This window comes from Rhodococcus sp. (in: high G+C Gram-positive bacteria) (genome assembly GCF_049591685.1).
GTDB lineage: Bacteria > Actinomycetota > Actinomycetes > Mycobacteriales > Mycobacteriaceae > Rhodococcoides.
Map to the genome: position 1 here is coordinate 1 of NZ_JBAWFH010000212.1, position 12,112 is coordinate 12,112.

General features: G+C 65.7%; 12 protein-coding genes. 7 read left to right on the plus strand and 5 right to left on the minus strand.

All coding sequences use genetic code 11. From position 1 onward, the window contains the following. Positions 1 to 21 precede the first annotated feature (21 nt). Positions 22 to 2,163: an AAA family ATPase gene (locus WBQ44_RS09100; protein ID WP_495566388.1), complete on the plus strand. Its 2,142-nt coding sequence runs from the start codon at positions 22 to 24 to the stop codon at positions 2,161 to 2,163. A gap of 57 nt (positions 2,164 to 2,220) precedes the next feature. On the opposite strand, the gene WBQ44_RS09105 is transcribed toward WBQ44_RS09100, so the two are convergent. The 4 genes from WBQ44_RS09105 to WBQ44_RS09120 form a co-directional block, all read right to left on the minus strand. Next, complete coding sequence (locus WBQ44_RS09105; RefSeq protein ID WP_495566379.1) at positions 2,221 to 2,973, minus strand: isocitrate lyase/PEP mutase family protein; 753 nt, start codon at positions 2,971 to 2,973, stop codon at positions 2,221 to 2,223. A 75-nt stretch (positions 2,974 to 3,048) separates the two neighbouring features. Continuing rightward, positions 3,049 to 3,402 (minus strand): NUDIX hydrolase, encoded by a 354-nt coding sequence (locus WBQ44_RS09110; RefSeq protein ID WP_495566389.1) that lies wholly within the window; start codon positions 3,400 to 3,402, stop codon positions 3,049 to 3,051. 44 nt (positions 3,403 to 3,446) lie between these two features. Continuing rightward, complete coding sequence (locus tag WBQ44_RS09115; RefSeq protein ID WP_495566380.1) at positions 3,447 to 3,923, minus strand: SRPBCC family protein; 477 nt, start codon at positions 3,921 to 3,923, stop codon at positions 3,447 to 3,449. A 4-nt stretch (positions 3,924 to 3,927) separates the two neighbouring features. After that, on the minus strand, positions 3,928 to 4,266 hold the full coding sequence (locus WBQ44_RS09120) for an ArsR/SmtB family transcription factor (RefSeq protein WP_495566381.1): 339 nt from the start codon (positions 4,264 to 4,266) through the stop codon (positions 3,928 to 3,930). Positions 4,267 to 4,505: 239 nt separating this feature from the next. Between WBQ44_RS09120 and WBQ44_RS09125 the strand changes: the two genes are divergently transcribed. From WBQ44_RS09125 to mnhG, 6 genes are read left to right on the plus strand one after another with little or no spacing between them, the layout of a single operon-like run. Then, positions 4,506 to 7,346, plus strand: coding sequence for a Na+/H+ antiporter subunit A (locus WBQ44_RS09125; protein WP_495566382.1), 2,841 nt, complete (start codon positions 4,506 to 4,508; stop codon positions 7,344 to 7,346). Further along, positions 7,343 to 7,978 carry a Na(+)/H(+) antiporter subunit C gene (locus tag WBQ44_RS09130; RefSeq protein ID WP_495566383.1) on the plus strand — a complete coding sequence of 212 codons (636 nt, stop codon included), beginning with the start codon at positions 7,343 to 7,345 and terminating at the stop codon, positions 7,976 to 7,978. The genes WBQ44_RS09125 and WBQ44_RS09130 overlap by 4 nt, the downstream gene beginning before the upstream one ends. Next, the gene (locus WBQ44_RS09135; protein WP_495566384.1) at positions 7,975 to 9,603 is read left to right on the plus strand and encodes a Na+/H+ antiporter subunit D; all 1,629 of its coding nucleotides are present in this window, start codon (positions 7,975 to 7,977) and stop codon (positions 9,601 to 9,603) included. The genes WBQ44_RS09130 and WBQ44_RS09135 overlap by 4 nt, the downstream gene beginning before the upstream one ends. Positions 9,604 to 9,608: 5 nt before the next feature. Beyond that, entirely contained in the window at positions 9,609 to 10,280 is a 672-nt protein-coding gene (locus WBQ44_RS09140) for a Na+/H+ antiporter subunit E (protein WP_495566390.1), read from the plus strand. Next, complete coding sequence (locus WBQ44_RS09145; protein WP_495566385.1) at positions 10,277 to 10,534, plus strand: monovalent cation/H+ antiporter complex subunit F; 258 nt, start codon at positions 10,277 to 10,279, stop codon at positions 10,532 to 10,534. Before WBQ44_RS09140 ends, WBQ44_RS09145 begins: the two co-directional genes overlap by 4 nt. Further along, the gene (gene mnhG, locus WBQ44_RS09150; protein ID WP_495566386.1) at positions 10,531 to 10,869 is read left to right on the plus strand and encodes a monovalent cation/H(+) antiporter subunit G; all 339 of its coding nucleotides are present in this window, start codon (positions 10,531 to 10,533) and stop codon (positions 10,867 to 10,869) included. The genes WBQ44_RS09145 and mnhG overlap by 4 nt, the downstream gene beginning before the upstream one ends. On the opposite strand, the gene WBQ44_RS09155 is transcribed toward mnhG, so the two are convergent. Continuing rightward, positions 10,838 to 12,112 (minus strand): phosphatase PAP2 family protein (locus tag WBQ44_RS09155; RefSeq protein ID WP_495566387.1); only part of this gene is annotated, 1,275 nt, incomplete at its 5' end. The two genes, mnhG and WBQ44_RS09155, sit on opposite strands and share 32 nt — an antisense overlap.

A 12,112-nucleotide genomic window follows, 5' to 3' on the forward strand; every position in this document is an offset into this window, starting at 1 on the left:
GCGTCGACCGAGGAGCCCGCGATGACCGGTCCGGAGCTGGTCCTGACCGCTCGCCTCAACACCTCCGCAGCCGACGCCCGGCGAGGCGTGGTCCGGCTGCACCCGGAAGTGCTTGCAGCTCTGGGTATTCGCGAGTGGGACGCCATCGCGCTGGTCGGTTCACGTCGCACCGCGGCAGTGGCAGGCACGGCGCCCGACTCCTCGCCGCACGGAACGGCCCTGCTCGACGACGTCACGCTGTCCAACGCGGGCATCAAGGACAGCGGCTCGATCGCGGTGTCCCCGGTGACGGTGTACGGCGCGAAGTCGGTCACCGTGTCCGGTTCGGCGCTTGCCGTCGGATCGATCTCCGAGACCACGCTTCGGCAGGCGCTGCTCGGCAAGGTCGTCAGCCTCGGTGACACCGTGTCTCTCCTGCCCCGCGACCTCGGACCCGGGACGAGCACGAGCGCAGCGACGCAAGCACTCTCACGCACCTTCGGCGTCGCGTGGACGACCGAACTGTTGACGGTGTCGTCGACGGATCCTGCGGCAGGCCCGGTCAGCGTGCAGCCCAATTCAGCCGTCAGCTGGGGTGAGGGAAGGGCAATTGCGCCCGAGCCGAACAGGGCTCCGGCCATACCCGTGACCGAACTGGTAGGCGTTGCGGATCAACGGTCCAAGCTGTCCGAATGGCTACGGCTGGCCCTCGACGAGTCCGAACTGCTGGCCACGCTCGGCGCCTCCCCGCACCTCGGGGTGCTCGTCACCGGCCCGGCAGGTGTCGGCAAGTCCACCCTGGCGCGCGCCGTGCTCGCCGACCGCACGGTGGTCGAACTGGATGGACCGTCGATCGGCGCACTCGACGCATCTGCCCGCGTCGACGCCATCACCTCAGCGGTTGCACGCCTCGAAGGCGGTGGCGTCCTCCTCGTCACAGACATCGACGCTCTACTTCCCGGGGCGCCCGAACCTGCGTCCACGCTGGTGCTCGACCGACTCCGCCGAGCCGTCGACACCCCGGGCATCGCGTTCGTGGCAACAACGGCGCACCCCGAAGACACGGATCCGCGGTTGCGTTCGCAGGACCTGTGCGACCGCGAGCTGACGCTGTCTCTTCCGGACGGCGCCGGACGTACGGCACTGCTCGAACATCTGCTGCGCACCTCGCCCACCGACGGCCTCACGCTTGGCGACATTGCCGCTCGCACACCGGGATTCGTCGTCGCCGACCTCGCTGCCCTGGTCCGTGAAGCGGCGCTGCGGGCGGCGTCACGGGCAAGTTCGGAGCAATCCGAACCGCGAATAGTGCAGGAAGACATGCTGGGCGCCCTCGACGTGATCCGGCCGCTGTCCCGCTCGGGTGCCGAGGAATTGGCGATCGGCAGTATCACGCTGGACGACGTCGGCGACATGGTCGAGACCAAACAGGCCCTCACCGAAGCGGTTCTGTGGCCACTGCGGCATCCGGATTCATTCTCGCGGTTGGGCATCGAACCACCTCGCGGCGTCCTGCTTTACGGGCCGCCGGGATGCGGCAAGACCTTTCTCGTCCGCGCATTGGCGAGCTCCGGCCAACTCAGCGTTCATGCCGTCAAGGGCGCCGAGCTGATGGACAAGTGGGTCGGATCTTCGGAAAAGGCTGTGCGCGAACTGTTTCAGCGTGCTCGTGACTCTGCGCCGTCGCTGATTTTCCTCGACGAGGTCGACGCGCTGGCTCCGCGGCGCGGGCAGAGCTCGGATTCCGGCGTCGGCGATCGGGTCGTTGCCGCATTGCTCACCGAACTGGACGGCGTCGAGCCGCTGCGTGACGTAGTGGTGCTCGGCGCTACCAACCGGCCCGACCTCATCGACCCCGCGCTGTTGCGGCCGGGCCGGCTCGAGCGGCTGGTGTTCGTACCGCCTCCCGACGCCGAGGCACGCGGCGCGATTCTCAGGGCGTCGGGCAAATCGGTGCCGCTGGCGGGGGACGTCGACCTCGACGCTCTCGCAGAGGATCTCGACGGATATTCGGCGGCAGACTGCGCAGCACTGCTACGCGAGGCCGCACTCACGGCAATGCGTCGGTCGATGGATGCTACCGACGTGACCGCAGCGGATGTCGACGCGGCGCGGGCGGCCGTGCGACCCTCGCTCGATCCCGAGCAGGTCGCGCATCTGAAGGCGTACAGCGCCGCACGCTAGCAGCGTGATCGCGGCGAGTGAGAAGTCGCGATCACGCCACCGACGCATCGCGAGGGGTTACTTCCAGCGAGCGAGGAGCTTGCCTGCTTCACCGGCGAGCGCCCCCTGAAGCAGAGGGCCGAAGCTGATGCGTCCCACGCCGAGGGAGGCGAAGTGCGACAGGTCGCCGTCGGCGGGGTTTGCGATCGCGTTGATGGGCAACGGCAACTCTTCGGCGAGACGCTTGTAGTCGGCGTCGTTGTGGAATCCGACGGGGTACAGCGAGTCGGCACCGGCAGTAGCCGCCAGCTTCAGGCGCGCGATGGCGCGGTCGACTCGGTCGTTCTCGTCGCCGACCTGCTTGACGAACAGGTCGGTGCGCGCGTTGATGACCACGTGAATGTCGGTCGCGTCGGAGGCTGCACGGAGGGCGCCGACGAAATCTGCGTGTTCCTGTGCCTCGCGGAGTCGCCCGCCTTCACTGTGAACGGTGTCTTCGATGTTGAGGCCGACGGCGCCTGCCTCGATGAGGCCCTCGATGAGCCGCTTGGGGTCTTCGCCGTAGCCGGACTCGATGTCGACGGACAGCGGTACGTCGACGGCGGCGGTGATCTGAGCGACGCGGGTGAGCAGGTCTTCGAAGGTCATGCCTTCGTTGTCGGCTTTGCCGACCGAGTCCGCGACGGGGTGACTTCCGACGGTGAGCGCTGCGAAGCCCGCGGAGACGGCGAGGTTCGCGGACCAGGCGTCCCACACGGTGGGGAGTACGACCGGGTTGCCCGGCTTGTGAAGTTCGAGGAGGGTTGTGGCCTTCTGGGACAAGCTCGTCATGGAAGCTCCTGAAGCGTCTAGGTTGGGAGAACGTACGTTCTCCTGCCAACAACGTACCTCAGCTCCGCATTCCTCTCAATCGATCAGATCGAGTTCTCGCATCCGGTCGAACACCATGAGCGAGCCCGGGGCGACATCCGGCATCGCGGCGTACTCGTCGCGCGTGAAGTACCGGATCTCTGCAATCTCGCTGGCCGGCGCGGGTTCCGACGTCGGGCTCGCCCGAAAACATGTGATCTCGAGCGCCGTACCGGGCGGGTGACCCCACGCCTCGCTTTCGAAGACGCCGAGAAGCTCGATGTTCACCAGATCGACATCGAGCTCCTCGCGAATTTCGCGGCGTAGCGCTTCCTCGGCCGTCTCGCCGGGATCGATTTTGCCGCCCGCCATGTAGAACGCGGACTTGCCGACCGATCTGGCCTGAATCATCCGACGGTTTCGCACGTACGCCAGCCCGGCAGTACGAATCACGCTCACTTTCCTTCGACGATGCGGTCGAGACGCTCGTAGCCGTCGGTGACGCCCTTCTCCATTCCGCTCTGCGCCATCCCGTCGCGCGCTTCGATCGACGGGTAGACGCTGCGGCCCTCGAGCCGGGTACGACCGTCGCCGAGGTCGAGAAAGGTCATCGACTCGATGCTGACCACGTCAGGGAAGTCCTCGTACTCGAACGTCTGGATGGCGAACTCGTTGTCCCGAACGACATGGAAGACGCCGTTGAACGCGAACTGGTTGCCCGCGGGATCGGTGTGCACGTAGCGGTAGCGCCCGCCGGTGCGGAAGTCGTACGTGTCGATTTTCATGTCGTAGCCGTGCGGGCCGAGCCACTGCGCGACGAGCTCGGGCTCCTTGTGCGCCCGGAAGACGGCCTCGACGGGTGCGTCGAACTCGCGGGTGATCGTGATGAACGGGACGCCCTCGGGCACGGTGACGATGACGGGATTGGACATTGTCCTACTCCTTCGTGTTCTTCAGGAGCGCGTCTAGCGACCTGAATTGCTGTTCGTGGATGATGCGATACCTGTCGATCCATGCGGTCAGCTCCTCGAGCCGAGCCGCGTCCAGGTGCACGGGCCGACGCTGGGCGTCCCGCGAACGGGTGACCAAGCCGGCGCTCTCGAGAACCTGAATGTGCCGGGAGACGGCCTGCTTGCTGATCTCGAACGGTTCAGCCAAATCGTTCACCGTCTGCGGTCCGCGGCTGAGGCGAGCCACGATGGCGCGGCGCACCGGGTCGGCGAGCGCCATGAAGGCCTCGTCAAGCCCGGACGACTCGTCTTCGGAGGAGCTCATTATCAACCAACTCCTTTATCAACCGTTCTATTTACTAGAGTAGGACTACAGACTCCGGCCGTTAAGACCTCCGCGCATGCGCAGTGCGGCTACGGCGGTCGCGTAAGTAGGATGGTGTCAACCCCCGTACTCGAGCCACGAGTACTCGGCTCCCGAGCGAACAGTCCTCGACGCCGCCCCAACGACCACCGCGTCGGCTGCGAGGCCGATGCGACCAAAGAGACGACGGAGTTCGAAACTTGCTCGCTATCTTGCTCGCGCACGCCGTGATGGCGGTGTGCGCGCCGTTGTTGGTCCGGTGGTGGGGCCGCAATGCGTTCTTCCCCCTGGCGCTCGCACCGCTCGGCAGTCTCGTCTGGGTCATCGCCCACTGGAACACCGAGCAGGCTCTGAGCATCGAATGGGTCCCCGGGCTGTCGATGAACATCGACATGCGGTTCGACTCGCTCGCCGCGATCATGTCACTGCTCGTACTCGGTGTCGGCGCGCTGATCCTCTTCTACTGCGCGCGCTACTTCGAAGACGACGAACCCCGCCTCGGTATTTTCGCCGCCGAAATGGTCGCGTTCTCCGGAGCGATGTTCGGGCTCATCACCAGCGACAACATGCTGCTCCTCTACACATTCTGGGAAATCACCACCGTCCTGTCGTTCCTGCTCGTCGGCCACTACGCCGAGCGTGCATCGTCGAGGCGCGCCGCGACGCAGGCACTGCTCGTCACCACCGCGGGCGGGCTCGCAATGCTCGTCGGCATCATCGTCCTCGGCCAGACCGCAGGCAGCTACAACCTCTCCGACGTCATCGCCGACGCCCCCTCGGGCTGGCTTCCCGGCGTCGCCATCGTGCTGATCCTCATAGGCGCGCTCTCGAAATCCGCGATCGTCCCGATGCACTTCTGGCTGCCCGGCGCCATGGCCGCCCCGACCCCTGTCAGCGCGTACCTGCACGCAGCCGCAATGGTCAAGGCCGGTATCTACCTCGTCGCGCGACTGGCCCCGGGGTACGCCGATTCCGGTCCGTGGCGCGCCACCGTCATCACCCTCGGCCTGCTGTCGATGATCATCGCGGGCTGGCGAGCATTGCGGGCCTTCGACCTCAAACTGATCCTCGCGTTCGGCACGGTCAGCCAGCTCGGATTCATCATGGTTCTCGTCGGTCTCGGCACCGAGAAGGCCATGCTCGCAGGCCTGACGATGGTGCTCGCGCACGCGATGTTCAAAGCCACGCTGTTCATGGTGGTCGGCATCATCGACCACACGACGGGCACCCGCGACATCCGCAAGCTGGCCCACCTCGGCAAGGCGACCCCGGTACTCGCCGTCGTCGCCGGGCTGGCAGCAGCCAGCATGGCCGGGTTGCCGCCGTTCCTCGGATTCGTCGGTAAAGAGACCGCTCTCTCCTCCGCTCTCGCGACACCTGCGTTGTCACCCATAGCCGGTATGGCCGTCGTCGCCGGCCTCGTCATCGGGTCGATCCTGACGGTCACCTACAGCATTCGTTTCGTTTGGGGAGCCTTCGGCCGCAAGCAGCTGCGTCGGCCGAGTCCCGCGGTCTCGCAGATGCATCCGCCGACCGCGTTGTTCCTCGCGGCGCCGGCGTTCCTTGCCGTCTTGGGCGCCGTCGCCGGTGTGTTCTCGCCGGTGGTCGGCCGCATCGTCGAACCGTACGCACAGACCGTCGATTCGTACGGCCAAGCCCCGTACCACCTGGCACTGTGGCACGGATTCAATCTCCCACTGGGGCTGTCCGCCATCGTGATCACCGGCGGTGTCGTACTGTTCGTCGCCCACCGCCTGCTCAACCGCCTCAAATTCGAGCACCCGCCGCTGGGCAACGCCGACCGTGCCTACGACAGCGTCCTGAAATCCATGGACACCATCTCCATCCGCCTCACCGGCACCACCCAGCGCGGATCGCTTCCGCTCACCCAGGGCGTCATCCTCCTGACGATGGTGCTGCTGCCGATGATCCTTCTCGCCATGGGCAGCGAACCCAGCCTCGATGTTCGCTTCTACGACACCCCGCTCCAGCTGGTCGTCGGCGCAATCATGGTGGCAGGCGCGCTCGGCGCGACAGTCATGCGCAACCGTCTCGCCAGCGTCATCCTCGTCGGACTCACCGGCTACGGCTGCGGCGTCATCTTCGCCCTGCACGGTGCCCCCGACCTGGCACTCACCCAGTTCCTGGTCGAGACGGTCACGCTGGTGATCTTCGTGCTGGTACTCCGAAAACTGCCCGCCGAAGTGGACGACCGCGGTGCAGCAGGCTTCCGCGTGCCCCGCGCAATACTTGCCGTCGCCGTGGGCGCGACGGTCACCACCCTCGGCGCGTTCGCCACGAACGCCCGCAGCACCGATCCCATCGCGCTGCTGCTACCCGACGCCGCGTACCAACTCGGCGACGGCAAGAACGTCGTCAACGTCCTGCTCGTCGACATCCGCGCCTGGGACACCCTCGGCGAGATCTCCGTCCTGCTGGTCGCCGCCACCGGCGTCGCGAGCCTCGTTTTCCGCAATCGCAGATTCGGCAGCGCACCCCGTGTCGCAGACGCGCCGGCCACCAAGTCCGACAACGGCAGCTCGGACACGACATGGTTGCTCGGCGGCGACCTGATCGACCCGCGGCACCGGTCGCTCGTCCTCGAGGTCACCACCCGGCTCATCTTCCCGACGATCATGGTGATGTCGATCTACTTCTTCTTCTCGGGGCACAACGCGCCGGGAGGCGGATTCGCCGGCGGGCTTACCGCCGGGCTCGCGCTGGTTCTGCGCTATCTCGCCGGCGGGCGCTACGAACTCGGCGAAGCCGTTCCGATCGACGCGGGCAAGATCCTCGGGCTCGGACTCGTGTTCGCGTCCGGTACCGCGATCGCGTCGATGTTCTTCGGCGCACCCGCGCTGTCGTCGGCGACGCTGGAGCTCTCGCTCCCCATCCTCGGCGACATAAAGCTCGTCACTGCACTGTTCTTCGATCTCGGCGTCTACCTCATCGTGGTGGGCCTCGTACTCGACGTACTCCGAAGCCTCGGCGCCCGCTTGGATGCCCAGGTCGAGAACCCGAACCAGGTGAAGACCTCATGACCGCGAACCTCGGCCTGCTGACGCTGGCAGGCATCTTCGCTGCGGCCGGTGTGTACCTGTTGCTCGAACGATCCATCACCAAAATGCTGCTGGGGTTGCTGCTGTTCAGCAACGGCGTCAACATCCTCATCCTCACCGTCGGAGGCCCGCCCGGTAACCCACCGATCGTCGGCAGGGACTCGTCGCTGCACGAGACGATGGCAGACCCGTTGGCGCAGGGCATGATTCTCACCGCCATCGTCATCACGATGGGTATCGCGGCGTTCGTGCTTGCTCTCGCCTACCGATCGTTCACGCTCAACACCAAGGACGACGTCGAGAACGACCCCGAGGACACCAAGGTGTCCAAGCGCAGGTCGATGGCGGACGCTCCCGACCGCGACCGCTCCGACGATCCGGTCACCGGTGAACCGAGTTTCAGCGGCGATGCGTTCGACTCACACGGCAATCCCATCCCGATCGAGGAATTGAAGAACATCGAAGATCTCGAATGCTACGAGGACCTGCAGAAGAGCGATTTCGACGACGAGGACGATCCTGAACTCGTGGGGCTCGACGGCCTCGACAGCGCGCAGATGAGCTCGACGGAGAAGACCGAGACCGAGACCGAACGACGTGGAGGCGGCAAATGATGTCCTCCCCCGGCCTCATCGAAACCCTCACTCCGCTACCCGTCCTCATCCCGCTGTTCGCGGCGGCTCTGACGCTGGTGCTCGGTCGTCGCCCACGGGCGCAGCGCCTCATCACCATCGTCGCGCTCACGGCGGTGGTCACCGTCTCGGGGATGCTGCTGTATCTCGCCGACGAGGGCGGTGCCACGGCGTTGCAGGTCGGAGGGTGGGACTCCCCCATCGGCATCTCGCTCGTGGTCGATCGACTGTCGGCGATGATGCTGGTGGTCAGCTCGATCGTGTTGCTCGCCGTGATGGTCTACTCCATCGGCCAGGGCATCCGAGACGGCAACAACGATCAGCCGGTGTCCATCTTCCTGCCGACGTACCTCGCACTCACCGCAGGCATCTGCAATGCGTTTCTCGCCGGCGACCTGTTCAATTTGTACGTCGGATTCGAGGTACTGCTCGCAGCGTCGTTCGTACTGCTGACGCTCGGCGCGAGCGCCGACAGAGTGCGCGCAGGTGTCTCCTACGTCATGGTGTCGATGGTGTCGTCGCTGATCTTCCTGATCGGCATCGCACTGGTCTACGCCGCCACCGGAACACTGAACCTCGCGCACATGGCCACGCGACTCGACGACATCCCGACGGGCACCCGCACCGCTCTGTTCGCCGTTCTCCTCGTCGCGTTCGGCATCAAGGCAGCGGTGTTCCCGCTGTCGACTTGGTTGCCGGACTCCTACCCCACGGCGCCCGCACCCGTCACCGCGGTCTTCGCCGGCCTGCTCACCAAGGTCGGTGTCTACGCGATCATTCGCGCCCACACACTGCTCTTTCCCGACGGCTCCCTCGACAACGTTCTGATGATCTGCGGGCTTCTGACGATGCTCGTCGGCATCTTCGGGTCCATCGCGCAGAGCGACATCAAACGGCTGCTGTCGTTCACCCTTGTCAGCCACATCGGGTACATGGTCTTCGGCGTGGCACTCTCGACGCAGTCCGGGTTGTCCGGAGCCATCTACTACGTCGCTCACCACATCATCGTGCAGACGACGCTGTTCCTCGTCGTCGGCCTGATCGAACGTCAGGCGGGTTCCGCGTCGCTGCGTCGTCTCGGTGGTCTGGCCGCAGCCAGTCCCGTTCTTGCCATCGTTTTCCTCGTCCCGGCGCTCAATCTCGGTGGAATTCCGCCGTTCTCGGGGTTCATCGGCAAGGTTGCGCTGCTGCAGGCAGGCAGTGCACAGGGCAGCGTGCTCGCCTGGATCCTCGTCGCCGGCGGAACTGTCACCAGCCTGTTGACGCTCTACGTCGTGGCCCGCGTCTGGACCAAGGCGTTCTGGCGTGCGCGCGCCGACGCACCCGAGGGCGACCTCGCCGACAACAGCCCCTCGGCTCTGATCGACGACTCGGACGACATCCAGCTCGCCGACCGCGAAGACGTCGGCCGGATGCCGGTCTTCATGCTCGTTCCCACCGTGGGCCTCGTCATCGTCGGCCTCGCGATGACGGTGTTCGCCGGGCGAATCATCGACATCAGCGACCGCGCAGCTGTAGACCTGCGGGACCGGTCGGTGTACATCGACGCGGTCCGCGGCGCCGAGTTCGTCGGCGACGGCATGGTGGACGCTTCGGAGGGCAAATGAGATTCATGAACCGCTTCCTGCTCCTGCGGCTGTGGACGCTCGCCTTCCTGACGGCCGTGTGGGTTCTGTTGTGGGGCAACGTCAGTTACGCCAACGTCCTCGGCGGGATCGTCGTCGGACTCGGCATCATGATTCTGCTTCCGCTGCCGAAGGTCCCCGTCGAGGGCCGCATCCACGTGTTCTCGCTGCTGCGGCTGATCGGATTGTTCAGCTACCTCGCGGCCGAGTCCAGCGTCAACGTGGCATGGCTCGCCATTCGTCCGCAGAAGCCGCCGGTGACGGGTGTCGTCCGGTTCCGCATCGCCATCAAGTCGGACCTCGTGCTGACGCTGTTCGTCGACGGTCTGAACCTGTTCCCCGGCACCATGGTGCTCGAGATCGACCAGAGCCGCCGACTCATCTACGTGCACCTCCTCGACATGGGTAGCCAGAAGGCGGTCGACTCGTTCTTCCACTCGGTGCGGCGCCTGGAGAATCTGTTCATCGCCGCGTTCGAACGGGACTCGGACTGGAAGCCGAGCCCTCATCACGCCGAGGAGCGGTACCACGGCATCGACGGGGACGAACCGGGAGACGCCGTGCTGACCGACGAAGCCGTCGCGAACGACCTGTCGGCCCCCGCCGAGCGTCGCGACGACAAGAAGGCCGACGACGAGAGAAAGGGGGACTGGAAGTGACCGTCGTACTGGTCATTGCGGGAGCACTGTTGATCGCTGCCGCCATCATCACCACCTACCGGCTGCTCGACGGGCCCGGCACGCTTGACCGGCTCGTTGCCATGGACACAATCCTCGCCGTGGCGATGTGCGGTCTGGCCGTGTGGTCGGTCTACAGCCTCGACACCACCATCGTCCCGGCCATCGTCGCGCTGTCGCTGGTCAGTTTCGTCGGATCCGTCAGCGTCGCACGATTCCGGGTGAAGGACCGATGAACGCAGTCTTGAACGTCATCTCGGCCGTACTGATCCTGTTGGGGGCCTTGCTCGCCTTCACCGCGGCAGTCGGCATCGTGCGTTTCGCCGACACCCTCTCGCGGATGCACGCCGCCACCAAACCTCAGGTCGTCGGATTGCTCCTGGTTCTGACGGGAGCCGTCATTCAACTACGCGGAAACGTCGACATCTGGATGCTCGTGCTCGTCGGCGTGTTCACCCTCGCGACGGCGCCGATCATCGCGCACAACGTGGGGCGAGTGGCCTACCGCGAACAACGTGGCCGCGACGGACTCCGCATCGTCAACGATGCGGGCCTGGACGACTCGAGATGACGTCGACGGGCCGCCCACCCCAGGTAGCGACAGCGGAACCCGGCGTCGCGAAAAACGTCGCATAGAACATTCCGGCAACCGCGCCCATCAGCAGCAGTATCAGCGGGCCGAAGAGCTCCGGGTAGGTGCCGAACGGCACTGCGAGATACCGGTAGCTCAGCAGCAGTACCACCATGACGGTGCTGCCGAACGAGACCAGACGAATGCGCGCGCGGTCCCACCCTCGCGCAGGATCGCGCAGGATCGCCTCGAGCGTCAGACACAGAACAACTCCCGCGACCAGGTCGACGCCGTAGTGATAGCCGAATCCCAGGGTCGCGGCCAGGGTGCAGACCAACCAGGCGGTACCCCCATAGCGAAGCCACCACGGCCCACGCCGGGAATGAATGAACAGCGACAACGCCCACGCGGTGTGCAGGCTGGGCATGCAGTTTCGCGCCGTGTTTTCGTCGAACACAATTTCTGTGGGGGTGAAGTCGTCGGGCATCACCGCGGGCCAGAGATTGCCGACCTGAAAGCCCTCGCCCGCAGGGCCGAACGCGAACATGGGCCCGACGACCGGAAAGAGAATGTAGAAGACAGGACCCACCAGACCGATCAGCAGGAACGTGCGGACGAGATAGTGCGACGGCCACGGTCTGCCATCAGCTACTCCGCGCAGCTGATAGACGGCGATGGCGATGGCCGCCACGGGCAGCTGAATGTAGACCCAGTGCAGCACGGCGTACGCCACGGGTCCGAGGGCCGCCAGCCAGTTGCCGACGACCCAGGACGGGTTGCCGAGGGCGTGGTCGGCGACCTGTGCGTATTCGTCGAGGACGTAGGGCCGGACGATGGTCGTGATTTGCAACCAGGCGTCGCCTGCCTTGGTCGCGAGAATAAGTAATGCGCCGAGGCAGATCGCCCGCACGCCGCTGATGTCCCGGCGCCAGACGGTGTATGCCGCGAGGCCCGCGAGCACGATGACCGCTCCGTTGCCCACTGCGAACGGCCGACCCGCTTCCAGTCTGAGCAGCGCACCGGTCATGTCGATCAGCACCGCGAGCGAGAGAGCCCACATCCGCGTTCGGGTATCGACGCCGACCAAGGCCAGCGCGAGACCTCCCCACGGCACAGCCATGGATTTGGGGGTTCCGGCGAAGTCGTTCCAGATGCTCGGGAAGGGGCCCGCGAAATCCTGCACCGACGCCGCCACTTGCAGGACGCCGAGAGACAGAAGCACCACGACGGCGCCGACGCTGCA